General features: G+C 66.1%; 28 protein-coding genes. 11 read left to right on the top strand and 17 right to left on the bottom strand.

The genetic code is table 11. The features are described 5' to 3' along the window. Positions 1-23 precede the first annotated feature (23 nt). The 3 genes from C451_RS08800 to C451_RS08810 form a co-directional block, all read right to left on the bottom strand. Positions 24-1,331, bottom strand: coding sequence for a dicarboxylate/amino acid:cation symporter (locus C451_RS08800; RefSeq protein ID WP_007739820.1), 1,308 nt, complete (start codon positions 1,329-1,331; stop codon positions 24-26). Positions 1,332-1,451: 120 nt separating this feature from the next. Beyond that, positions 1,452-3,209, bottom strand: coding sequence for a helicase C-terminal domain-containing protein (locus tag C451_RS08805; protein ID WP_007739822.1), 1,758 nt, complete (start codon positions 3,207-3,209; stop codon positions 1,452-1,454). Between the two features lie 70 nt (positions 3,210-3,279). Beyond that, positions 3,280-3,489: a DUF7561 family protein gene (locus tag C451_RS08810; RefSeq protein ID WP_007739824.1), complete on the bottom strand. Its 210-nt coding sequence runs from the start codon at positions 3,487-3,489 to the stop codon at positions 3,280-3,282. A gap of 334 nt (positions 3,490-3,823) precedes the next feature. Here C451_RS08810 and C451_RS08815 point away from each other — a divergent pair, with 334 nt between their 5' ends. Together C451_RS08815 and C451_RS08820 are read left to right on the top strand one after the other, a co-directional pair. After that, positions 3,824-4,750, top strand: coding sequence for an NAD(P)H-binding protein (locus tag C451_RS08815; protein ID WP_007739825.1), 927 nt, complete (start codon positions 3,824-3,826; stop codon positions 4,748-4,750). Continuing rightward, entirely contained in the window at positions 4,750-5,475 is a 726-nt protein-coding gene (locus tag C451_RS08820; protein WP_007739826.1) for a DUF7530 family protein, read from the top strand. The genes C451_RS08815 and C451_RS08820 overlap by 1 nt, the downstream gene beginning before the upstream one ends. On the opposite strand, the gene C451_RS22765 is transcribed toward C451_RS08820, so the two are convergent. After that, positions 5,462-5,635 carry a DUF5786 family protein gene (locus tag C451_RS22765; protein WP_241431223.1) on the bottom strand — a complete coding sequence of 58 codons (174 nt, stop codon included), beginning with the start codon at positions 5,633-5,635 and terminating at the stop codon, positions 5,462-5,464. The genes C451_RS08820 and C451_RS22765 overlap by 14 nt on opposite strands. A gap of 121 nt (positions 5,636-5,756) precedes the next feature. Between C451_RS22765 and C451_RS08825 the strand changes: the two genes are divergently transcribed. Next, complete coding sequence (locus C451_RS08825) at positions 5,757-6,755, top strand: DUF5784 family protein (protein WP_007739828.1); 999 nt, start codon at positions 5,757-5,759, stop codon at positions 6,753-6,755. Between the two features lie 19 nt (positions 6,756-6,774). Here C451_RS08825 and C451_RS08830 read toward each other — a convergent pair whose 3' ends face one another. Beyond that, positions 6,775-7,062 (bottom strand): DUF5789 family protein, encoded by a 288-nt coding sequence (locus C451_RS08830; RefSeq protein WP_007739829.1) that lies wholly within the window; start codon positions 7,060-7,062, stop codon positions 6,775-6,777. Between the two features lie 122 nt (positions 7,063-7,184). Here C451_RS08830 and C451_RS08835 point away from each other — a divergent pair, with 122 nt between their 5' ends. Together C451_RS08835 and C451_RS22895 are read left to right on the top strand one after the other, a co-directional pair. Further along, the gene (locus tag C451_RS08835; protein ID WP_007739831.1) at positions 7,185-7,997 is read left to right on the top strand and encodes a PHP domain-containing protein; all 813 of its coding nucleotides are present in this window, start codon (positions 7,185-7,187) and stop codon (positions 7,995-7,997) included. 78 nt (positions 7,998-8,075) lie between these two features. Beyond that, on the top strand, positions 8,076-8,243 hold the full coding sequence (locus C451_RS22895) for a DUF6757 family protein (protein ID WP_004054369.1): 168 nt from the start codon (positions 8,076-8,078) through the stop codon (positions 8,241-8,243). Between the two features lie 3 nt (positions 8,244-8,246). Here C451_RS22895 and C451_RS08840 read toward each other — a convergent pair whose 3' ends face one another. Next, the gene (locus C451_RS08840) at positions 8,247-8,873 is read right to left on the bottom strand and encodes a hypothetical protein (RefSeq protein ID WP_007739834.1); all 627 of its coding nucleotides are present in this window, start codon (positions 8,871-8,873) and stop codon (positions 8,247-8,249) included. 183 nt (positions 8,874-9,056) lie between these two features. Here C451_RS08840 and C451_RS08845 point away from each other — a divergent pair, with 183 nt between their 5' ends. From C451_RS08845 to C451_RS08855, 3 genes are read left to right on the top strand one after another with little or no spacing between them, the layout of a single operon-like run. Further along, the gene (locus C451_RS08845) at positions 9,057-9,545 is read left to right on the top strand and encodes a cupin domain-containing protein (RefSeq protein WP_007739836.1); all 489 of its coding nucleotides are present in this window, start codon (positions 9,057-9,059) and stop codon (positions 9,543-9,545) included. 58 nt (positions 9,546-9,603) lie between these two features. Then, positions 9,604-9,840 carry a hypothetical protein gene (locus C451_RS08850; protein WP_007739838.1) on the top strand — a complete coding sequence of 79 codons (237 nt, stop codon included), beginning with the start codon at positions 9,604-9,606 and terminating at the stop codon, positions 9,838-9,840. Positions 9,841-9,887: 47 nt separating this feature from the next. Next, positions 9,888-10,256: a DCC1-like thiol-disulfide oxidoreductase family protein gene (locus tag C451_RS08855; protein ID WP_007739840.1), complete on the top strand. Its 369-nt coding sequence runs from the start codon at positions 9,888-9,890 to the stop codon at positions 10,254-10,256. A gap of 30 nt (positions 10,257-10,286) precedes the next feature. Here the strand turns inward: C451_RS08855 and C451_RS08860 are convergent, their stop codons facing one another. Both C451_RS08860 and C451_RS08865 read right to left on the bottom strand, forming a co-directional pair. Further along, positions 10,287-11,243 (bottom strand): nucleoside hydrolase, encoded by a 957-nt coding sequence (locus tag C451_RS08860; protein WP_007739845.1) that lies wholly within the window; start codon positions 11,241-11,243, stop codon positions 10,287-10,289. 37 nt (positions 11,244-11,280) lie between these two features. Further along, entirely contained in the window at positions 11,281-12,456 is a 1,176-nt protein-coding gene (locus C451_RS08865; RefSeq protein ID WP_007739847.1) for an acyl-CoA dehydrogenase family protein, read from the bottom strand. An 85-nt stretch (positions 12,457-12,541) separates the two neighbouring features. On the opposite strand from C451_RS08865, the gene C451_RS08870 reads away from it, so the two are divergent. Then, positions 12,542-13,153, top strand: a complete 612-nt coding sequence (locus C451_RS08870) for an SCP2 sterol-binding domain-containing protein (RefSeq protein WP_007739848.1) — start codon at positions 12,542-12,544, stop codon at positions 13,151-13,153. Between the two features lie 7 nt (positions 13,154-13,160). Here C451_RS08870 and C451_RS08875 read toward each other — a convergent pair whose 3' ends face one another. From C451_RS08875 to C451_RS08900, 6 genes are all read right to left on the bottom strand, one after another. Beyond that, positions 13,161-13,838, bottom strand: a complete 678-nt coding sequence (locus C451_RS08875; RefSeq protein ID WP_007739849.1) for a type 1 glutamine amidotransferase — start codon at positions 13,836-13,838, stop codon at positions 13,161-13,163. Positions 13,839-13,939: 101 nt separating this feature from the next. Then, positions 13,940-15,097 (bottom strand): glutamate-cysteine ligase family protein, encoded by a 1,158-nt coding sequence (locus tag C451_RS08880; protein ID WP_007739850.1) that lies wholly within the window; start codon positions 15,095-15,097, stop codon positions 13,940-13,942. A 103-nt stretch (positions 15,098-15,200) separates the two neighbouring features. Continuing rightward, a complete protein-coding gene (gene phaC, locus C451_RS08885) occupies positions 15,201-16,598 on the bottom strand; it encodes a class III poly(R)-hydroxyalkanoic acid synthase subunit PhaC (RefSeq protein ID WP_007739851.1) in 1,398 nt (465 codons plus the stop codon). Further along, complete coding sequence (locus tag C451_RS08890) at positions 16,599-17,141, bottom strand: poly(R)-hydroxyalkanoic acid synthase subunit PhaE (RefSeq protein ID WP_007739853.1); 543 nt, start codon at positions 17,139-17,141, stop codon at positions 16,599-16,601. Positions 17,142-17,181: 40 nt separating this feature from the next. Beyond that, a complete protein-coding gene (locus C451_RS08895; RefSeq protein ID WP_007739854.1) occupies positions 17,182-17,850 on the bottom strand; it encodes a hypothetical protein in 669 nt (222 codons plus the stop codon). Continuing rightward, positions 17,847-18,155, bottom strand: a complete 309-nt coding sequence (locus C451_RS08900) for an AbrB/MazE/SpoVT family DNA-binding domain-containing protein (protein WP_007739855.1) — start codon at positions 18,153-18,155, stop codon at positions 17,847-17,849. The genes C451_RS08895 and C451_RS08900 overlap by 4 nt, the downstream gene beginning before the upstream one ends. A gap of 220 nt (positions 18,156-18,375) precedes the next feature. On the opposite strand from C451_RS08900, the gene C451_RS08905 reads away from it, so the two are divergent. After that, positions 18,376-18,951, top strand: a complete 576-nt coding sequence (locus C451_RS08905; protein ID WP_007739856.1) for a MaoC family dehydratase — start codon at positions 18,376-18,378, stop codon at positions 18,949-18,951. Here C451_RS08905 and C451_RS08910 read toward each other — a convergent pair. Beyond that, on the bottom strand, positions 18,948-19,793 hold the full coding sequence (locus C451_RS08910) for an alpha/beta fold hydrolase (protein WP_007739857.1): 846 nt from the start codon (positions 19,791-19,793) through the stop codon (positions 18,948-18,950). The genes C451_RS08905 and C451_RS08910 overlap by 4 nt on opposite strands. 174 nt (positions 19,794-19,967) lie before the next feature. On the opposite strand from C451_RS08910, the gene C451_RS08915 reads away from it, so the two are divergent. Continuing rightward, a complete protein-coding gene (locus C451_RS08915) occupies positions 19,968-20,300 on the top strand; it encodes a DMT family transporter (protein ID WP_007739866.1) in 333 nt (110 codons plus the stop codon). A gap of 77 nt (positions 20,301-20,377) precedes the next feature. On the opposite strand, the gene cgi121 is transcribed toward C451_RS08915, so the two are convergent. Together cgi121 and C451_RS08925 are read right to left on the bottom strand one after the other, a co-directional pair. After that, a complete protein-coding gene (cgi121, locus tag C451_RS08920; RefSeq protein ID WP_007739867.1) occupies positions 20,378-20,875 on the bottom strand; it encodes a KEOPS complex subunit Cgi121 in 498 nt (165 codons plus the stop codon). 25 nt (positions 20,876-20,900) lie between these two features. Beyond that, positions 20,901-23,132, bottom strand: a complete 2,232-nt coding sequence (locus C451_RS08925; RefSeq protein WP_007739869.1) for an ATP-dependent DNA helicase — start codon at positions 23,130-23,132, stop codon at positions 20,901-20,903. Between the last annotated feature and the right edge of the window lie 60 nt (positions 23,133-23,192).

Genomic DNA, 23,192 nt, shown 5'->3' on the forward strand with positions numbered 1-23,192 from the left:
GTCGCCGCCCGCGATCCAGTCGTTCAGTCGTCCTGTGGCGTTCCCGCCGGCTCGCTACTGTCCGACCAGACGCTCGCAGTCCGGTCGATACCGTTGGAGACGTGCGCGACGAGCGTCGTCACGGCCAGATCGCCGGTAACGTTGTTCATCGTCCGGAGGCGATCGAGCAGCGGATCGACGCCGGCGACCATCCCGACCACCTCCAGCGGGAGCCCCAACTGCGTGAGCACGAGCGTCAGCATGATGAGCCCACTGCCCGGCACGCCAGCGGTCCCGATGCTCGCGAGCAGCGCGGTGACGACGACGGTGAACTGTTCGCCGAGCGTGAGCGCCTGGCCGACGAGGTTCGCCGCGAAGATGGCGGCCACACCCTGATACATCGCGGTGCCGTCCATGTTGATCGTCGCTCCCAGCGGCAGCGAGAAGCTGTAGATCTCCTCGTCGATACCGAAGTTCTCGTCGGCGTTGCTCATCGTTACTGGTAATGTTCCGCTCGACGAGCGAATGCTGAGCGCCGTCACCATCGCCTCGCGCGCCCCGCGGAGGAACGCGATCGGCGATTCCCCGAGGATGCCGCGCTGGATCACGAGGAGATAGGTGAGTCCGATGTGGACGCCGACGGCGAGCGCGAGCGCACCGATGAGTTTCGCGTACGGGACGATGGCGTCGATACCCGCCGTCCCGAAGGTGGCGGCCATCAGCGCGAACACGCCGATGATACCGAACTCCATGACACCCCAGACGATCTTGAACATCGCCTCCGCGCCTGCCTCGACGACGTCGAAGATCGTCTCGACGCCGCGGTGGACGGCGGTGTCGGCGTCGAACTCCTCCTGAAGAAGTGCGAGCGCGATGCCGAAGACGAGCGTGAAGAAGATCACCGGCAGGATGTCGCCCTCAGCCATCGCGCCGAGCGGGTTCGTCGGCACGATCCCCAAGAGTACCTCGCCGATGTTCGGGGCCTGTTTCGTCTGGACGTCCGTGCTGACGACGTCGAGGCCGATGCCGGGATCGACGAGGTTGCCGATAGCGAGCCCGATCACGATCGCGATCGCGGTCGTTACGATGTAACAGAGCACTGTGACGCCGCCGATCCGGCCGAGCGTCGACGGCGTGAGCCGCCGTGCGCCCATCAACAGCGTGAAGAAGACGATCGGAACGATGATCATCTTGAGCAGACGGACGAACAGATCGCCGATCGGCTGGAGCGCCGTCAGGGGTTCGCCGCCGATCAGCCCCGCCAGCGAGCCGAGAACGAACGCCACGCCGATACGGTAGACGATCGGTATCGAGCGATAGCGTGACCAGAGAGACGATGCCGAGGATGACATACACTGTCGTCCATGCGAGATAGCGATGAACGTTTCGGACGATCATCGTACCGAAGCACGCTACCATCGGCCAATCGAAGTCGGGTGAACGACCGGCTCACGACACGAATTCCTTCGGCTTCAGTCCGTGCCCCAGACGTCCGCGAGCGGGTGATCGTCCGGGTTCGATCGGCTGCTCCGCCGTCCGGTCTGTCGTCCCGATTGGTTTGACCCACCACTACCGCCGCTGGAATCGGCGCTGCCGGCGTTCGCCGCATCCGGATCGAACGCCGGCAGCTCCGGACTGCTCATCCGATCGACCTGAGCGGCGAACCAGTCGGGCATCGCACCACGCGAGCGCCCGAACAGATCGAGCAGGCTCGAATCGGCGAGATACGTTCGCCCGAAGTCGTCGGGCGAGCGCACGACGCGGCCACAGGCCTGGATGACGGTCTTGAGCGCCGTCCGGTAGTACCAGCCCCACTGGCCGTCTTCGAGCCGGCGGGCGACGCGCGAATCGCGCGTGTTCGGATAGGGGGCCTTGCAGAGCACCTGCCAGCGCGCGCGATCGCCGGCCAGATCGAGCGCCTCCTCCATCTTCACCGAAACGAACAGTTCGGGATCGTCGGTCGCGAGCCACGAACTCAGCTGTGCGTCCCTGTCGTCGCTATCGTGCGTCCTGATGCGCCCGTCGACCCCGAACTCCCGGAGTCGGTCGGCGAGACGCTCGGCGATCGCGTAGGAGTGGGCGTGGACGATCCCCTTCTCGTCGTCGTGTTTCGCCAGTAGTCGAACGAGCAGTCGGGCGACCTCCGGGATCGTGTCGTCGCGATGCTCGTAGGTCATCTTCCCCTGGGTCACGTCGTACAGCGGGCGGTTCTCGACCGGAAAGGTGTGTGAGATGTCCACCAGCGCGGTCTTTGCGGGATCGAGACCCACACCGCGGCAGAACCCTTCCTTGTCGAGAATCGTCGCCGAGAGCAAGACGAATGTGTTGCCACGCTCCCAGACGGTGTGGTTGAGATATCGCTCCGGCGCGAGCGGTTTGATCGTCACTGGGCTCCCCTCGCCCGCGCTGTCGACGACCCACGTGCTCGCGCTCGCCGGATCGCGGTAGTCGGAGACGAACCACTTCAGATTCGAGATGAGCTCCTGCAGGCGATCGCGCTCGGTGACTTCGGCGATCGAGAGCTCCTCGGCCCCCACGAGGGTATCCTTCCGGCGCGTGCAAACGTCGACGAGTCGGTCGGCAAAGCGTGCGGCCGCCTCCGGACCGTCGATCTCGGGGACCGTGATCTCGTCCCAGACGGGTACCGTGGAGGGGCGGAGGTCGATCGTCGCGTACATCTCGGCCCACTCGGCGAGCCCGTGGGCCTCGTCGATCACGACGACGTCGCGCCGGCCGAAGGACTCGGAGCCGGCGGTCTGCATGAAGTAAGCGAGCGTCATCGCCGCGATCGAGCGGTTCGAGGCGATAGCGCGATCGGAGAAATACGGACAGCGATGGCGGATCGAGCAGTCGAAGCCGCTCTCGCGGGCGCACGGCGCGCGATCGACCGGGGTGTCGGTCTCACCGGGCAGGAGACAGCTGTAGTTGCGCTTGCCACGGATCACCTGGAGATCCGACAAGAGAGGATCGGCGGCGACGTCGTCGAGCTGGGAGACCTGCGGGGTGGTGTAGTACGCGCCGATGGCGTCCTGGGGGTCGGCCTCGTCGGGCTGGCGCGCACAGCCGGCGATGGCACGAGCGAGCAGCGATTTCCCGGAGCCGGTCGGCGCGCGCACGAGCACCACGTCGTTGTCCGACTCGAGCGCCTCACCGATCTTTCCGAGCGCTCGCTGCTGGGTGCCGCGATAGGAAGGAGCGGGAAACTCGGCGGTGAGGCGCGCGGGGTCCACACGAAGGGAACTACTGTGCGGCACGTAAATCCTCCGAGCGACGTAGATGAACCAGCCGCCATGAAACGCACTACGCCCGCTCGTCGAGGGCGGCAACGTCGGCCGCCCGTGGATTCTCGGGTAGTTCGTCGATGCAGTCGTAGCAGAGGAAATGCTCCGAATCGTCGGTAAACTCGAGCGTGAGACCGCCGCTCTCGTCGCCGCCGAACGTCCAGAGATTGGCGACGCCGCCAGCGATCTGCACCGACCGCCCACAGCCGTCACACGGCTCGGTGGCCATGATTCTGATCGGGTGTGGACGCGGATAGCACTTTCTCAACGATGATGGCTTGAGGAGACCGAACTCGATGATCCGGTTGCCAATTGTGACCGCCCGCACAGCGCGACTACTGACGACAATGAGGGACCGCAACCGCCCCGCACAGCCCACATACCTCCCCAGCCGATTCGCTCGCTGCGTTCGCTTCGCTCACGTCGCTCGCTCATCCCTCGCACGAGTCGCGCACCTTCGGTGCGCTCCCGCGCGCCACCGCAATCGATGGTGGATCGAGAGGTTTCCGACCAGCCGCTACCGCCGAGCGTGAACTTATGGCCCGTCCGCTCCTCGCGTCCACATGCGCGTTCTGGTCACCGGTGCGACGGGTTTCGTCGGCAGTCGGCTCGTGCCCGCGCTCCTCGCGGCGGGTCACGAGGTGGTCGTGCTCACCCGCGACGCTGACGGCTACGACGGGCCGGCCGCGGACGTCCGCGAGGGTGACATCCTCGATCCGGGGAGCTTCGAGGGTGCTCTCGACGGCTGTGAAGCAGCCTACTATCTCATCCACTCGATGGACTCGGGCACTGGTTTCGCCGCGCGCGATCGGAAGGCAGCACACAACTTCCAGCGCGCGGCGAGCGAGGCGGGTGTCTCTCGAGTGCTCTATCTCGGTGGGCTCGGCGAGACGCGTGAGCGACTCTCGGAACATCTCCAGTCGCGCCGCGAGGTCGAGACGATCCTCGAAAAGGGATCGTTCGATCTCACGACGCTTCGGGCGGCGATCATCATCGGCGACGGCTCGTCGAGTTTCGCGATGGTCGAGCAGCTCGTCCACCGCCTGCCGGTGATGGTCACGCCGACCTGGGTGCGCACCGAGTGCCAGCCGATCGCCATCGCCGACGTCGTGAGCTATCTCGTCGGCGTGCTCGACGTTCCTGAAACCGCCGCCGACACCTACGAGATCGGCGGCCCCGAGGTGCTCAGCTACCAGGAACTGCTCCGGCGCACGGCCGCGATCGCGGGGCGATCGCTCCACATCGTCCCGGTGCCGGTGCTCTCGCCACAGCTCTCGGCCTACTGGGTCGATCTCGTCACCAGCGTCCCGAGATCGGTCGCCCACCCGCTGATTTTGGGGCTGAAAAACCGCGTCGTCGTCACCGACACGCGCATCGAAGAACTGGTCCCGATCGAGCGCACGGAGTTCGAGACGGCCGTCGAGCGGGCGCTCGGCGTCGCAGCCGAGCCCGCACCCGAACGCCCCGCCGAACGCGCGCGGGCGAACTGATGAGCGGCCCCGAGTTCGGCGAGACGTGGACCTACGAGAGTATCGTCGGCGCGCTCCCCGGCATCGAGGTCTCGACGACGCTCGCGCTCGCCATCCAGCTCGGCGTCTTCGAGGTGGGCGTGATCGTGCTCGCCTGGTACTACGACCTCTGGAACGTCGCGCTCGCGGGGAGCGCCGCCGTCTTCGTCGCCGGCATCGGTTCGATCGAGATGGTCCGCGTCGCCCGGCGCATCCGCAGCGTCGAGATGCCGACCGCCTATCGCCGACTACTGTTCGGCTCGAACATGGAGGTCGTGCTGGCGGTACTCGCCTTCAGCGCGATGCTCACCTACCTGTTCGTGCCCAATCCCGCGAGCGGCCGCGCGCCGTTTCTCGATCGCCTGCTCGGGCCGAACCCACCGGTCCTGGTCGTCTACTTCCTGCTCATGGTGCTCTGGGACGTCTGCTATCGCATCGGCACGGGCTGGTGGGCGACGGTGACGGCCGTCTGGCGCTCCTACCGCTATGTCTTCGACGACGAGACTGCACGAACGCTACTGCAGGCCGACGTCGAGACGATCGCGTTCGGCCTGCTCCAGCTCCTGCTCGTCCCGTTCGTGCTCGACTATCCCGTGCTCCTCGCCGTGTTGCTCGCACACGTCTCGGCGGTCGTCGTGGTGACAGGCGTCTCGATGTGGTTGCTGTGGCACAACGGGGAGGGCGATGCGGGCGCTACCGCGATTTGATCTCGCGGAACTGCGCGAGGAGATCCTCGGTATCGTCCGCAACGTCGTACTCGACGGTTCCCTCGTAATCGCTGCGCTCGTCGTCGCTACTCGCATCGACCGCACTGGCTTTCTCCTCGCGGCGCTGGTGTTCGGCCGCGTCATAGGCACCCATTGACATAGTGATACACTGTGTCGTTGTTCACTCACGACCATGAATGTATCGGTGGTGAGGATCCCGACAGATCGACACCGACCGGCACGATCGACACGGGTAAACGCCCGGCCCGCCTCGAAGGATCGTGGCCGGACCGCTCCGTTTCCGTCGTTCCCACGACCACTGGGATCTCGCTCGTCTCCGTCGTGACCTCTACGAACCGCTCGATGCATCGATCGGCGCACGACTCACGACCCCCTGGTTCAAGCCGCCGCGTGGCTACACTGGTCGCCGACTCGAGATGGACAACGGCGACCGCGCGCTCTTCGTCTGGAACGACGACGCCTTCTGGCTCGGCAACACCCAGACCCCGGAAGCGCTCTGGCGCACCGAGAAGTACGATTTCACGGAGGTTCCCTACCCCGTGTCGCGCTGGGCACAGCGCGAACTGCTCGCCGAACTGGAGCTGCAGGACCCGTGGCTCGCCCGGTACGAACACCTCTCGTGGTTCTTCCTCCCGGTGTTCTTCTCGAAGGACGGCCGCGAGAGTACGCGCACCTTCTTCGCCGATCACGCCGCGGGCTTTCCCGACGCCGACCGCGACGCGGCGCTCGGCTTCTACGAACGGTTCCTCTCGACGGGGGTGCTCGACGACTATCGCTACACAATGGCTTCAAAACTCGGCACCAGCGAGCGCCTCGATCGAACCCGCATGAGCGCGACGATGGCCGAGTTCAACGCCGCGAAACTGCTCGCCGACGCCGGCTACGCCGTCCGTCCGGAGATCGAGCTGGACTCGGGCTACGCACTCGATTTCCGGGCGACGAGAGATGGCGAGAGCACGCTCGTCGAGGTCACGCGACCGAGCCGTCCAACCGGTCGGGCGGCCGACACGCCGACGGCGGCCGCCCGCGAGACGGCGCTCTCGAAGACCGATGGCCAGCTCGCCGCCCATCCCGGGACGGTGCTGTTCGTCGACTGTAGCTCCTTTCGTGACGACGAATGGGCCGCCCTCACGGGCGAGCGATCGGGCGTCGGCTACCGTCCGGCGGTCGTCTTCCGCGCACGGCCGGACGGCTCCATCACGGGCTATTGCGACGGCGAAATGGCACTCGATCTCACTGCGGCCGGCATCGATCCGTAACGACGCGCAACCGCACGCCTCACAGCGAGACCGGTTCGTGGCCCTCGACGCCGAGCGCCGTCGGATCGCGGTCGGAGTAGTTCTTGCGACCGATCGCTCCCTCGCCGATCGCGCTGTAGGTGGTGAGTCGTGCCTCTTCGGCGGACTCGAAGGTCATCGGCTCCACGCGGGAGAGCGCGTCGCCGAAGGTCTCCGCCCCGTTCGGCAGCGGGATCTCGAGATCGCCGTGGGCCGTGATGAGCTCGTCCGTCGTGATCGGGTAGCTGTGCGCATCGAGTCGCTCGTCCACGTCCGCCATGAACTGCATGATAGATCGGGATAGACGAACCTTCATAAACGTTGTCTGGAGATTCTCCCCGTGACCTAGTAGATCATCTAGGAGTGGGGTCGCCCAGAACGGACTTATTCGCGGCCCGTCTCCATCGGCCAATGCCGGTTGCCGACCTCCACGTCCACACGACGAACTCGGACGGCCGGATGGCGCTCGCCGACGTCCCCGATGCGGCCCGGACGGCCGACGTCGGCGTGGTCGCCATCACCGACCACGAACGCCTCCATCCGGATCTGGAAACGCCGATCGACGATCTCGACGGCACGACGGCGATCCACGGCATCGAACTCCGTGTCGAGACCGAAAGCGGCCAGGTCGACCTGCTGGGCTACGGTGTGACGCCGACCACGGAGCTCCGAAGAGAGCTCGATCGGCTCCAGGACGACCGCATCGAGCGCGGGCGAGCGATCATCGACTGCGTCGAGGAGCGCCTCGACTGCGATCTCGCGCTCGAACCGACCGAAGGGATCGGTCGCCCACACATCGCCCGTGCCATCGCCCGCAGCGACGCCGACTACGACTACGAGGGCGCGTTCGCGGAGGTCATCGGCAACGACTGTCCCTGTTTCGTCGCGCGCGATCTCCCGACGTTCGAGCGCGGCGCGGCGCTGCTCGCCGACGCCTGTGGCGTGGTCTCGCTCGCACACCCGCTTCGCTACGGCGATCCGGCGGCCGCACTCGCGCTCGCGGCGTCCGATCACGTCGACGCCATCGAACGCTACTACGACTACGACCGACCGGTCGACGTCGCGCCCGTCACGCGCGCGATCGAACGGCACGGACTGCTCGAAACTGGCGGTAGCGACGCCCACGACAACGTTCTGGGTCGAGCCGGCCTCGATGGGGACGAGTACGACGCGTTCCGCGAACGGCTGGCCGCGTCGCTCCCCGAAGGTGTGCCGCGACCGTGAGCCGGCTATCGCAAGCAAAGGACGGCGCGCGGGCGGGATAGCGGAGGGTTCAATGCCCGTCGCTTCCAAACCCGTCTGATGCAGTGTCACTACTGCGACCGCGAGGCAGACGTCGCCGTCGAGAAGGACGCCCTGAAGGTCGGCCTCTGCCGCGAACACCTCCGCGAACGCCTGAGCGAACTCGCCGACGACGACGCCCTCGCCGGCCTGCAGGACGAGCTCGACATCGACCGCTCGGACCGTTGATTCTCATGCGCCCGGATTTCGCACCGCAAACAGCATCGCGTGAGCCACGTCGATGTCCTGTGGATCGGTGATACCGTCGTCGAGCCGCCCGCGCGCCCGGAACGCGTAGATACCGGGGCCGACGTCGCCGAGGCGGAGCGGGCCGTCGCCGGGCGATTCGTCGGGACTCTCCCCGCCGATCCCGACCGTCCAGGTGTACGACTCGCCCGAGCGGAGCGCGACCGGGTTGGCTTCGTCGGCGCTCGATCCGTTCGTAGGTGCGACGAGTCGCCAGCCCTCGTCGGTGAGCCGTGTCACGAGACCGCCCGAGATCACGTAGAAGGCCGCCCCGGAGCCGACGCGCTCGATCGTGAACTCGATCAGATCGGGCGGCGGATGCGCCTCGCGTTTAGAGGTCGTGTAGTTGATCGCCTTCGGCCCGTCGTCGTCTTCCCGATAGCAGATCGTGCGTTTCACCGCGTCGAAGTCGAAGTTCTGGAACTTCGGGCAGTCGTACTGGCCGAGCGGTTTGGTGGGTTCGACGGGTTTCGGCGGCTCCTCCTCGTCGAGACCCAGCGTCGAGCGCACGCCGCCGAGGCAGCCGGTCGTCGTGACCGCCGCGAGCGTGACGAGTGCGTCCCGACGTCGCATACCTGCCCTCTGGCGACCGGCTGCATAACCCCTCGGCCGGGCATACGCGGGTGCATATACGAGAGGAGAGGGAGAGGGAGGGAAGGCGGGAGGAGGAGGAAACGAAGGGGTGAATAGAGACGAGAAGAGGAGAGTGGCGGATCGGGACAGCGACTATCAGTGCCGGCCACCACGACCTGCTCGATGCCCATCAACGAATCCGACGTCGACTGGAGCACGATCGGCCCCGACGACACCGGATTCCGTCGGAAACAGCTCGGCGCAGCCGCCGGCGGTGACGATATCGGCTGTAGCCTCTACGAACTGCCGGCCGGCGAGCGGGCGTGGCCCTACCACTACCACACGAGAAACGAGGAGGCGCTGTACGTGCTCTCCGGAACTGCCACACTGCGCCTCGACGACGAGGAAGAGGAGCTCGCGGCGGGAACGTACGTCGCCCTTCCCACCGGTGCGGAGCACGCCCATCGCGTCGTCAACGACGGCGACGAGCCCGTGCGATATCTCGTGATCTCGACGATGGACGAACCGGACGTCGTCGGCTATCCCGACGCGGACGCGCTCGGAATCTACGCCGGCACGCCACCCGGTGGCGACGAGGACGAGCGCGTGCTCTCGGGGTTCTTCCACGAGGACGACGATATCGACTTCTGGGACGAGATCGCCGACGACTGACCTTGCACTCGACGGCAGAAACGATAGCCCGTCACACGTCCTCTCTGTATCCGCGATGATGGATACCAACGACATCGACCCGGGAACGGACGTCTACGACGTCAACGGCGAGGAAGTCGGCACCGTCGCCGACGTCGAGAACGACACGGCGTACGTCGATCTCGACCCGGGACTGACCGACGAAGTGAAGGCGAGCCTCGGCTTCGGCGACACCGACGACGACACCTACGCGCTGCGCGACGAGATGGTCGACACCGTCGACGACGACGGCGTCCATCTCCAAGGCACACACTGAGCCGACGAACCGACGGTATTTTTCGCGCGCCCGCATCAAACAGCAGTATGTCCGAACAGCCGCGACTCGTCTACGACGACGACTGTGGGTTCTGTACGTGGTGTGCCGACTGGGCCGTCAGAAACGGCGACTTCGAACCAGTCGGGTTTGCCGAACTCACGCCCGACGAGCAGCACCGCCTGCCCGACGAGTACGAGGACTGCGTCCACCTCATCGCCGACGAGACGGTCTACTCCTGTGGGAAAGCCACCGAGGAAGTCCTGCTGCGCATGGGCAAACTCCCGACCGAACCGTTCACGTTCCTGAACGGGTTCGCCGACTACGAGCGGCTCCGCGAGGACGCCTACCGGTTCGTCGCCGACCACCGCGATCAGTTGGGGAAGGTCGTGAGCGCCGACGCGCCGATACGGCGCTAACCGGGCTAGGTCGGAACGAACGATTTTCCGTCAGAGCGAGCGCTCGGGATCGCCGTGGTGGAGCATGTCGCTCGCGATGCGCTCGAACAGATCGGCGTCGATCTCTCGGACGACCCGGGTTCGGGGCTCGCCGTCCGTGATACCATTGACGTCGACGAGGCTGTAGCCGCGCGTCATCCCCTCGCGCTCGTCGACGTCCACGTACAGCGTCTCGGCGTCGGTGACGAGTTCGGGGTGGAGCATGCAGGCGGCGGTGAGCAGGTCGGGCTGGGTCGCGCTCGGTTCGCCGGTTCGCTCGCGATTCATCTCGCGGGCCCGTTTCGAGATCTCGGCGAAGAAGTCGGCGTACGGCGTATCGCCGTCGTCGAGACGCGCGAGGGTGTCGGCGTCGAAGGTTCCGTCGCGAACGCAGAGCCCCCAGTCGACGAGCGTGACGTCACACTCGCGCAGGACGACCTTCGCCGCGTCGGGATCGACCCAGAAGTTGAACTCGGCGGCGGGCGTGTCGTTGCCGAACGTGCCGACCGCCCCACCCATCACCCAGATCTCGTCGGCGAGCTCGTCGAGGTCGGGTTCACGCTGGAGCGCGAGCGCGACGTTGGTGAGCGGGCCGATACAGACGAGCGTCACCTCGCCCGGCGACTCGCGCAGGGTCTCGACGATCGTATCGACGGCATGGCCGTCGGCCGACGGAATATCGGTGTCGGCGACGAGATCACCGCCGAGACCGGCCTCGCCGTGGACGTGGGTCGCGTGTTCGATCCCCTTGACGAGCGGTGTGCGCGCACCCTCGTAGACCGGGACGTCGTCGGCAGCGTCCGCGAGTTCTAGAGTGTGTTTGGCGTTCTCGACTTCGTGCTCGAACGGGACGTTGCCCGCGACGATCGTCAGCGCTTCGAGGTCGATCGAGTCGGCCAGCGCCGCGAGCAGGACGGCCTGCGTGTCGTCGCCGGCGGTGTCGGTGTCGAGCAAGACACGGCGGGTCATGGATCGCAAATGAATGGGGGCCCCTTAACGGTTGACCCTACTCGAACGCCGAAAACCCGGTGAGATCCTGGCCGAGGATCAACGAGTGGATGTCGTGGGTGCCCTCGTAGGTGTAGACGGTCTCCATGTTGGCGAGATGGCGCATCGGGGAGTAGTCGGTGGTGATCCCGTTGCCGCCGAGCATCTCGCGGGCCACGCGGGCCTGGTCGCGCGCCATGCTGACGTTGTTGTACTTCGCCATCGAGACCTGCTGGGGCCTGAGGTCGCCGCGCTCCTTGAGATCGGCCAGCCGATGGGAGAGCAGCTGTGCGGTCGTGATTGCGGTGGCCATCTCGGCGAGTTTGCCCTGCTGGAGCTGGAAGCTCGCGATCGGCGTGTCGAACTGCTCGCGGTCGGTCGCGTAGTCGCGGGCCGTCTCGAAACAGTCGCGCGCCGCACCGGCCGCACCCCAGGTGATACCGTATCTGGCCTGCGTGAGACACGAGAGGGGGCCTTTCATCCCTTCGACACCCGGCAGCACCGCCGATTCGGGCACCCGGACGTTCGACAGCCCGATCTCGCCCGTAACCGAAGCACGCATCGAGAGCTTCTCGTCGATCTCGTTCGTGCTCACGCCCTCCTTGTCCGTCTCGACCAGAAAACCCCGCACGGGCGACCCCTCGGCCGACGTGTCGCGCGCCCAGACGACGGCGACGTCGGCGATCGGCGAGTTCGTGATCCAGGTCTTCGAGCCCGAGAGAACGTACTCGTCGCCTGCGTGCCCGCTGGCACGCTCGGCGCGGGTTTCCATCCCCGCGGGGTTCGAGCCGTGTTCGGGTTCGGTCAACCCGAAACAGCCGATCTTCTCGCCGTTCGCGAGATCGGGCAGCCACCGTTCCTTCTGTTCCTCGGAGCCGAAGGCGTGGATGGGGTACATCACCAATGCGCCCTGGACGCTCGCCATCGAGCGAATGCCCGAGTCGCCCGCTTCGAGCTCCTGCATCAGGAGTCCGTAGGCCGTCTCGGAGACTCCAGGGAGGCCGTATCCTTCCAGATTCGGCGCGTAGAATCCCAGCTCGCCCATCTCGGTGATGAGCTCCTCGGGGAAGGTGCCGTTCTCGAAGTGCGACCCGATGTCGGGAGCGACGTTCTCGTCGACGAACTCCCGGGCCGTATCGCGGATCATCCGCTCCTCCTGACCGAGATCGGCTTCCAACCCCACGTAGTCGAGCATGGAAGACCTACACGGCAGACCCTGATAAATTCCCCCGTATCCGACGCGCAACCGTTTTGCCCGCCTCCGTGTTCCGACGAAACGAATGGCGCTCTATCCGACCGAGCAATGGCTGGCGGCGTACAAGGATCGGCTCGACGACAGCGAGGCACTCGACGAGGCGGGGGCCGGCTGGGGCGTCGATTTCAACGGTGACATCTACTTCGTCATCACCGACGTTCCCGTCGCGGAGACGACGCTCGGCGATCTCCCCGACGAGGCGATGGCCGGCCTCCCCGACGAGTTGCGCGACCAACTCGCGGACATCCCGCTCGACACGGCGAACGAACTGATCGACGAGGAAGTCAGGGCGGAACTCCCGGAGAAGAGCCGTGATCTCCTGCGACAGCTCGACGAACACATCGTCGACGGCACCGTCTACGCGTTCATCGGGCTGAAGGACGGCGGCTGTGAGGAGGTCGCGGTCGTCGAGGATCCCGCCGAGCGCGACGTCGGATTCAGGCTGCGCGGCACACACGAAACCTGGTCGGCGCTCGTCGATGGCGATCGCGAGCCGATCCCGTCGGCGATGAGCGGTGATCTGGAGGTCGAAGGTGACATGGGGAAAATCCTCCAGTACTCCGACGCGACCGCGCTGCTCGGCGAGATCGCGGCGGAGGTCGAGACGACCCACCTGTTCGGGCGCGCCGATCAGTAACGATCCGTTACGCGACGCGACTCTCGGGTCGGTCGACCCCGCGAACGTAGTCGGTGAAGTTCTCGAACAGCGACTTCGCCTCGCAGGCCGCCGCGTAGTTCTCTTCGGTGATCCCGTCGAGGACGCGCTCGATGCGCTCGTCAGGGAGTTCCTTGCCCCGCGTGACGGTCCGTGCGGTTGCCATGTCGTACTCGGGGTGGAACTGCACGCCGAAGGCGTTCCCGGCGCGGAAGCCGTGGATGCCGTAGTCGTTCTCGGCGGTTCGCTCGGCACCGGGCGGGAGCTCAGTCACGACATCGGAGTGAGTCGTGAAGGCCATCACCGTGTCGTCGAACAGCAGTCCGTCGCCCTCGACCTCGCGATAGCCGATCTCGTACTCGCCCATGTCCTCGACCGTTCCGCCGAGCGCCTCGGCGAGCACCTGGTGGCCGAAACAGACGCCGAGAAGGGGGAGTTCGCGGTCGGTGGCCTCGTCGACCCACTCGACCAGCGCGTCGATCCAGGGCTCGTCCCAGTAGACCGACGCGCGCGAACCGGTGACGACCGCGGCGTCGAAGGCGAACGTTTCGGGGAGCTCCTCGCGGACGGCGAACTCGACGAGATCGGCGTCGAGTTCGCGGCGGAAGTTTCGGACCGTGGAGGGCTCCTGTGAGGCGTTGAGAAGCGCGATCCGGGGCCGCTGCATTCTATAAAAACCATGGAACTCTCGACTATTGTACGTTGTGATTCGATGGCTTCGGCCGCTGCAACGGACCGAGAACAGGCGACGCGGACGAGTCGCGATCGTTACAGGAGATCCCGGAACTCACCGTGAACCGTTCCGGTCGCGATGGCCCCCGAGACACCCCTCGCGTCCGAGAAGGGGCGCTGGCGTGCGCTCACCCCATCCAGGAGCGTCCGCACGTCCTCCTCGAGTCGGTCGGCGTATTCGAGCCGGAGCCGCCTCGCGTCGGCCTCCGAGATGCGCGCGTGACTGCCGATCTCCGCCGCGATCGGGCGGTAGTTCCGCGGATCGATCGACAGCCGTTCGAGATACGACCACACCGCTCGCGAGGCGAGCCCGTCCGTCATCGCCGCCGTCGTGAGCCGCGTGAGATCCTCGAACGGCGGCACGCGGATGCGGTGTGAACCGACCCCCGGCTCGCCAATCTCGACCGGCTTCGTCCCAGTCTGGGCCACGAGCCGCGCGACGTCGTCGGTCAGCGTGGCGATCTGCGAAGGCAGTGCCGTGTCGGGCGTCCGCCACTCGACGGTCGGGAAATCCCGTCGCACACGGATCGGCGACGCGATGACGTCGTCGGATCGGAAGTGGGTCGCGAACTCACTGGCCGTGACGCCCCGATCGAGCGCGATCGCACGGAACGACTCGTAGGCGGCGTCGAGATGCTCGTCCCACGCGCCAGCGTCGCTCGTGTACTCCCAGAGGTCGCGAAACCGGACGAACTCCGGGCCACACAGCGTCCGATAGGCGTGCGGGCGCGAGGCTGACAGACCGCCCTCACCGACGTAGTACGGCGACGAGCTCACGAGTGCGAGCGCGGGATCGAGCGCCGTAAGGAGGTTCACCTGGCGCATGACGTTGCCGGCATCGAAGTGGATATGCGTTCCAGCACACTGTGTCGCGGGCGTCAGTCCGTCGCCGTAGATCCGTTCGAGGAGTCGCCCGCGATCGCTCACGATCGGCGAGATACCCTCGGCGAGCGGCGTTCCGAGCGGGACGAGGCGTAACCCCTCTGTGTCGGCCGCGGCGAGCACCGTCCGGAGCGTCGACTGCAGCGTCTCGCGGAGTTCGCGCTCGCTCGCGACCGGCGGCGTCTTGACCTCGATCATCGCGGCGACGAACTCGGGTTCGACGCACTCGTGTGCCGTGACCAGTTCGCGCCCGTCGCGGAGCGCGCCCGTTTCGTCGACTACCCAGTATTCGCATTCTACGCCGACTTTCATGATAACTCACCCCCACCCCCGCACGGCAGGGCAGTACACTCCTCAACGATACGGACGCGTTTATAGTTGTCTATATTATGAAAATTTTCTTATATGGTTGGAGCTACTCGGAGAGCTGCGAGAGCCACTCCTCGGCACGGCTCTCGGGGATCTCGGCGGCGTCGGCCACCGTCCCGGCGTCGGCGGCCGCCAGATCGGTGGTCGTCTCGATCCCCGCCTCGCGCAGTCGGTCGGCGTAGGTCGCCCCGATGCCCGAGACGCTCTCGACGTCGTCGGCGCTCTCGGAGCCGTCGGTCGTTTCGTCGGTGTCGTCGTGGGTACTGGTCGGCTCCTGCGTATCGACCGCCTCGTCGGCCGCGGCGCTCGCGTCGTCGATCTCGATTTCTTCGGCGTCGTCGAGCTGCGAGCGCTCCTCGTACCACTCGCAGACCTCGGGCCAGACGTTCTCGTGGGAGCTGCCCGAGACCGAGAGACCGATATGACCCGTCGAATATTCGATGACCTCGGTGTCGTCGCTGCCGATCACGTCGTTGAACGGGATGCTCGTCTCCGAGGGGATCAGGTGATCGTACTCGCCGGTGATCTGGAGAACGGGCATGTCGATGTTCCCGATGTCCACGTGCTGATCACCCAGGGAGAGCTCGTTGTTGTAGAGCTTGTTCTCCTGGTAGATCTCCGTGACGAACTGGGCGAACGTGTCGCCGGCGACGTCGATCCCCTCCGAGAGCCAGCGCTCCATCCGCCCGAAGTTCTCGATGAAGTCGTCGTTTTCGAGGTTGTCGTAGAGGCGGACGTACTTCGAGACGTAGTTGGAGACGGGATCCATCAGCGCGAACCCCACGTCGAGCATCTCCGCTGGCGCGTTGCCGTAGGCGTCTTTGAGTTCGTCCGGATCGAAGTACTGGTCGTCACCCCAGAGTTCGAGCACGCCACCCGTGTCGTCGAAGCAGAGCCCCGCAGCCATCAGACCGAGGTTCCGCACCTTCTCGGGGTTGAGTGCGGCGTACATCGCCGACATCGTCCCGCCCATGCAGTAGCCGAGGACGTTGATCGCGTCCTGACCCGACTGCTCGCGCACGACGTCGACGCAGTTGTCGATGTAGCGGGTCACGTAGTCCTCGAGCGTGAGATGCTGATCGAGCCGTGAGGGCTCGTTCCAGTCGATCATGTAGACGTCGAAGCCCGCCTCCAGCAGCCGCCGGATCACCGACCGATCGGGCTGGAGATCGAGGATGAACGGTTTGTTGATCAGCGCGTAGATGACCAGGATCGGAACGTCGTGCTGTTCGTCCGTCCGTGGTTCGTAGTGCAGCAGTTCGAGCTTGTTCTCGGTGTAGACGACCTCGCTGTCGGTCTGGCCGACCTCGACGGAAGCCATCTGTGCGAGCTGTTCGGGGGCGATCTCGGTCTTCTCGATCGCGTCGGCGGCGGCCTCGAAGCTCTGGCGCTGGGCGTCGAGGCTCAGCGAGAACGGGTCGAAGGCCGAAGGGCGCTCGCTCATCTACTCCTCCAGCAGCCGGTCGAGTTTCTGTGAGACCTCGTGCTGGCGGCGTTCGAGCTCGATCAGCCGCTCGGCCACCTCGTCGACGTCGTCACGGGTGGCGAAGCCGAGGCTTTCGAGGGTGTCCTGGCTCATCTCGTCGACTTCCTGCTGGAGCTCCAGCATGTCGCCGACCAGTTCGCCCGTGCCGGCGGCGAAGGCCGTCGTCCCCATCACCTCGGAGAACGCCTCGTTGGCGCTCTGGAGCCAGATGTCGCGGAACTCGCTCACCGCGACGTCCTCGCCCTCGGCGGCGTCGGCGATGCGCGAGTTCATCCGTTCGGCGGCCTCGAGCCAGACCTCGTAGGCACGGCCGTAGCCCGCCATTCCGTCCTCGACGGTGTCGGAATCGGGCGTCGAGTCCTCGAACGCGCCCATCCACGACTCCATGAACGCGGCCTGGGCCTCCATGTTCTGCTCGAACGATTCGGCGACCGCGTCGTTCATGTCGTTCATCATCGTCGTCCAGCGCTCCTGAACCTCCTCGGGATCGGTGTCGCTCATACTGCTCATTGGTGTGGTTGTCTGAAAAATCTATGTCCGCTCAGGCCGAGACCTGCGTCTCGAACTGCTCGGCCTGCGCTTCGAGCTGTTCCTGGAACTGCTCGACCTGTGACTGGAGCTGCTCCTGAAACTCCGAGGCCTGCTCCAGCTGGCGATCGGACTGGGCCTCGAACTGCTCCTGGATGTCGGCCATGCGCTCGACCTGCTCGTCGAGCTGGCTGCCGAAGCGCTCGGCGAACTCCTCGTTGCGCGTCGCGGCCTGCTCGACCAGTTCGACCGTCCCCTCCTGGAGCTGTTCGTGTGCCGCGAACAGTTCGTCGACGCCCTCGTCCATCGCCGCGACCGACTCCTCGGTGAGTTCGTCGTGACCGTCGAGCGCCTCCTCGACGGACGCTTCGAGCTGGTCGAAGCTCTCGGCGTGGAGCTCCTTCAGCCGGTCGAACCCCTCGTCGGCGTTGTCGCGGAACGCACGGACGTTCGTGCCGGCGGGCGTCGCGGTCTCCATCGCCTCGAAGTAGCTCTCGGCAGCGGTTTCGGCGGCTTCGACGCCCTGACGCTGGAACGTCTCCTGGCTCTCGATGCTCGAGAGCAGCATCTCGCCGGCGTTTCGCTGGAGATCGAACCCCTGCTCGACGGCCCGCTGGCTCTGCTCCAGAACTGTGCGCTGCATCGCGAACGTCGCTTCGATCGGTGTGGTGTACTGGTTCATGAATCCTCCCTGTTTCGCTTGACCGGGACGACGACCGTCTGGACGATATCCCCCTCCTCGATGTCGAGCGCCTCGCGCTCGGCGTCGGGGATCGAGATGCGCCCGCCGCTCTGGACGCGCGTCTTGAACGTCGCCGTCCCCATGCTCGTGGCGGCGATCTCCGACAGACTGCTCGGCCCCGACCCGCCGACGTTCATCAGCTGCTTGGCGAACTCCGTCTGCTGCTCGACGGCCTGTTCGCTCGCCTCTTGGAACTGCTGTGCCCACAGCGCCGGCGGCCACGTCGCGTCGTCTTCGTCGGTCATCGCTCGCTCTCCCGTAGCTCCCCTGAGTGGATAAGCGTTGCGCCGAATGCCATTGAAACCCATCGAGTGGCAGAGAGCGGTTCGAGAATCGGTGGTCGAAAGCTGTCTTCACGAGCGCTTTCGCCGAAATCCACCGAATCGACGCTCGAAGCGTACAAAAAGCACCTGCATGGGAGTCGGAATCGCTTATGTACGTCGGTCCCGTAGCCCGGACAGCCCCATGAGTTCAGAATCGAGCCCCTCCACGCTGACCGACGCGTGGGTTCGCAACTCAACGTACTTCCTCGACAGCGTCCTCGCAGCCAACCGCGCCACGCTCGCCGCCTTCGGCGTCGACACCGACGGGGACGTCGATGCCGGCGAAGAGCGACCGGAGTGGACCGTCGAACTCACCGAGGAGCGCCGCGACGCGCTCGCGGTCGGCGACAAGGTCACGTTCTCGAAACGGCTCACCGACGACGACGTGCGCGCGTTCGCAGCGGCCAGCGGCGACACGAACCCACTCCACCTCGACGACGAGTACGCCGAAAGCACGATGTTCGGCGAGCGCATCGTCCACGGCACGCTCGTCTCCGGCCTCATCAGCGCCGCGCTCGCGCGCCTGCCCGGGCTCGTCATCTATCTCTCCCAGGACGAGGAGTTCCACAACCCGGTCGCCATCGGCGATCGCGTGACCGCCGAGTGCGAGATCGTCGAGGACCTCGGCGAGAGCCGCTACCGGCTCCGGACCACGGTGACGAGCGGCGACGAGACGGCCATCGACGGCGAGGCGGTCGTCATGCTCGACGAACCCTAGAGGAAGTCGCCGACGACGCGATCGAACTTCTCGGAGCGCTCCCGCGGCGGCCAGTGGCCACACCGCTCGAACGGGACGAACTCGCCGTTCGGGATGCGTTCGGCGGCCCGCTCGGACCACGCGATCGGGAAGATCGGGTCCTCGCGCCCGTGGATCAACAGCGTCGGCACGTCCAGTTCGTCGAGGCGATCGAGATAGCACGTTCGCAGGCCACAGGCGCGGAACTCGTCGCGTTGCCACGCCGCGAGCGCGCTGGCTGCCGATGGCTCGACCGCCCGCTCGACGTCGGCGACGAACTCCGCGGAGGGAGTGACCGTCAACCCGGCGAGACTGCTCGCGACCAGCGCCGGATTCGCCAGGCCAGCGCCCAGCCAGCCGTCGATCCCCGGCGTGTTGAGCAGCGCCGCCCCGCCGGGTCGCCACGCTGCGTCACGGCCCAGTCCATAGCTATCGGCGAGGACGAGCCGCTCGATCCGTTCCTGGTGATCGAGCGCGTGCCCGAGCGCGACCGCCCCACCCATCGAGATCCCGACCAGGCTCGCGCGCTCGATATCGAGCGCGTCGAACAGTCCGGCGAGCACGGCGCGATAGGACTCCATCGTGTACTCGCTGGCCCCGTCGCTCTCGCCGTGGCCCGGGAAATCGGGCGCGATCACGCGGTGGTCTTCGGCGAGCGTCGGGAGCGTGTGCTTCCACGAGACGCTCGCTGCGTCGAGACCGATGCCGTGGAGCAGGATTACACACTCTCCCTCGCCGGCCGCGAGATACCGGATCCCGACCGATTCGTCGCCGACGTCGATCTCGATTCGCTTCGACTCCACGCCGACCAGCCCCTCGTTCATACCTACCTCTCGGACGAGCGAGGGTATGAGCGTTCGCACCAATCACGATACACACCCACATGATACGCTATCGGGTCACGCCGCGGGGGAACGGGATCGTTTTGGAAAGTGTCGCACCGATTGATCTCACACTTTTTCGATCGAACTATACACACGGTGGCTTCAGATACACTGATGAACCCCTACGTACTGCTTGCCGCGGCGATCGTCTCCGAGGTCATCGGAACGACTGCGCTGCAATACGCCGACGGGTTCTCGAACCTCCTCCCGACCGGCGTGCTGATCGCTGGCTATCTGACGTCGTTCTACCTCCTCAGCCTGATCCTGGATCAGTTGCCGATCGGACCGGTGTACGCGACCTGGTCGGCGGTCGCGATCGTTCTCATCACGGTCATCGGAACGCTGTTCCTCGACCAACGGATCGATCCGGCCGGGGCGATCGGGATCGCACTCATCATCGGGGGCGTCTATCTGCTCAACGTCGTTTCCGACGTCTCCGTCCACTGAATCGACTCTTTCGGCGTCTCAGTAGCAGGATGTTCTCGCGACGGTGCGGGGGAGAAGAGCGCCTCGCGCCGTAACGATCACTTCTCGACGTCGAGCAATGCGACTCGCTCGTGGACGAGATCAGCGAGAGCCGCGTCCGTCGCCGCGAGTTCCCGCTTGCTGATGTCGAAAAACTCGCGGACGCGCTGCTCGTCGAAATCACCGAGAGTGTCCGCGGCGTCGAGCAGCGGTTCGATCTCGTCCGCCGCTGCTCGTTCGTCGCCACCTTCCTCGGCCGTGACGAGCACGACGACCGGCTGGTCGCCCTCGCCCACACCGAGTTCGAGCGCCTGCTGTATCTGACGGCGACCGGCGGTGTAGAGGAGGATCTCGACCGCGCGCTCGCGTGCGATCGCCTCGCCGCGCTCGCGCGCTCGATCGGCGAGCGAGAGTGCACGGTCGAGATGGGTTCGTGAAACGATATAGCGCGCGTCGAACGCCTGTACCGTACAGTCGTGTTCGTCACCGATCGTGCCGAGCCGGGCGACGAACTCGTCGACGTCCTCGATCGTCGCCCGCCCTTCGACGAGTTCCATCAGAGTCGCCTCCGGGTGCCGACCATCAGAACTCACCGAGGCTCGACTGGTCGTTCTCGTCCGACTCGTCGCCGACGACCGCGACCGATCCCGCCGGTTCGACCCCGTCCATCGAGGGATCGCTCCGCCCGACGTTCTCCAGGACGTTCTCGGCGGTCTTCGTCCGTCCACGTAGTGCACCCAGCACCACCGATTTCTCGGCGTTTCTGAGGTCGGCACGGGTTTCGATTCCGGTCTCGAACAGCCGACGGGCGCGCTTGCGACCGACGCCGCGCACGCCCGCGAGATCGATGAGCTCCGTACGGATGCCGTGGGCGACGCGCGTTCTGGCCTCCCTGACTGCCGGTGCCCACTCCAGTCCGAGTTCGCCCGCGAGGCGCTCGGCGGCCGACAGCAGCCACTCGGCGGTGTCGACTTTCCCGCGGAGATCGCCCGGGCCGATGCCGTAACGATCGGTGATCGTACTCTCGTCGAGTTCGCTCGCCCAGTCGTCGAGCATGCTGGCGGTCTTGAGCGCCGAGAGCCAGTCGTCCCAGCGCTCCTCGAACTCGCTCGGCACGCTGCCCAAGAATTCGGTCTCGTGCTCGTGGGCAATCATGGTGTATTCCTCGCGATCGCCCGAGCGCAGGTAGAGCTCGTACATGTCGGGCGTGCGGCTCACGAGGTGGAAGAGTCCGAGGGCGGTCGGGCGCTCGTCGGCGCTCTCGAGACCGTCGACGATCTCGGCGGCGCTCATCGGGTCGAGATAGAGCCGCGAGACGGTGTGACCGAGCGAGGTCGCCGTCAGATCGTCGCCGTCGCGTTCGAGGAAATCGTTGGCGACGAGATAGTCGAGCATCGAGTCCATGACGCGTTCGAGACGACCGCCCTCGTCGGTCTGGGTCGCGTAGAGCGTCCGATCGAGAAATTCGAGCAGTCCCGAGCGCGAGCCGGCGAACCCGGAGGCGACGGTGGCGAGCAGATGGGTGCGGAGGGCGGGTTCGGCGGCGAGTTTCGAGCGGACGGGTTCCGGTTCGGTCCAGATATAGCGGTCGAACAGTTCGTCGAGTTCGTCGTGGCTCTTTGCGAGCAGCAGCGACTCGCCGTAGGGGTCGAGGCCCGGCCGGCCCGCCCGCCCACACATCTGGTGGACTTCGAGAACGGAGAGCGGCTCCATCCCGCCGGCCTCGCCCGAGTAGCGCCGCCAGTCGCGGACGACGACCCGGCGACTCGGCGTGTTGACGCCGGCCGCGAGCGTCGGCGTCGCCGACACCACCTTGAGCAGGCGATCGCGAAAGGCCTCCTCGACGAGTTCGCGGTGATCCGAGGCGAGCCCGGCGTGGTGGAACGCCGCCCCCTCCTCCACCGCGTCGGCCAGATCGGCACTCGTCTCGGTGTCGCTCACGTCGCGGATCTCGGCGGCGATATCGGCGAGTCGGTCGCGCTCGTCGGCCGTGAGCGCCCCCTCGACCGTGCTCGTGAGCCGACGGGCCTCGGCCTCGGCGTTGCGCCGTGAGTTGACGAACACGAGCGTCGATCCCTCGTCGGCGAGCGTGTCGCGCACGATGGCGGCAGTCGGCTTCTCGCCGTCCCTGACACCGAGTTCGTGCTGTTCACCGTCTTCCAGATGGATCGCCTGGCCGAAGTGGACGCCCTTCTTGAGATCGATCGGTCGCCAGGTCGAGTCGACGAGTTCGGCGTCGAGCCAGTCGGCGAGGATCTCGGGGTTGCCGATCGTCGCCGAGAGCGCGACGGTCTGCAGGCCGGGATTTCGCTGGCGGAGTTTCGCGAGCGTGACCTCCAGCGTGGGACCGCGATGACCGTCGTCGACGAGATGGACCTCGTCGGCGACCACACAGCTCAACTGATCGATCCAGGGTGCGTCGTTGCGGACGAGTGAATCGACCTTCTCGCTGGTCGCGACGATGATGTCACAGGTCGCGAGCCACTCGCCGTCCGAATCGTAGTTGCCGGTGGAGACGCCGACGGTGAGGCCGTACTGCTCGAAGGTCTCGAACTCGGCGCGTTTCTCGCCGGCGAGCGCGCGCAGCGGGACGATGTAGAGCGCTTTGCCGCCGCGGGCGACGCTTGCGGTCATGGCGAGTTCGGCGATCAGTGTCTTTCCCGACGCCGTGGGGACGCTCGCGACCAGACTCTCGCCCTCGGTAACGCCCGCTTCGACGGCCTCCGCCTGAGGCGGGTAGAGCTCCTCGATCCCCTCCCCGCCCAGATGCTCGGGCAGCCACTCCGGGACCGCCGACAGCTCCGAGACGTTCATTACCCCTTTCTGTGTGCCGCTCACCGTTTAAACCGTCGGAGTAGCCGTCAGCCATATGGT

It is taken from the genome of Halococcus thailandensis JCM 13552 (assembly GCF_000336715.1).
GTDB lineage: Archaea > Halobacteriota > Halobacteria > Halobacteriales > Halococcaceae > Halococcus > Halococcus thailandensis.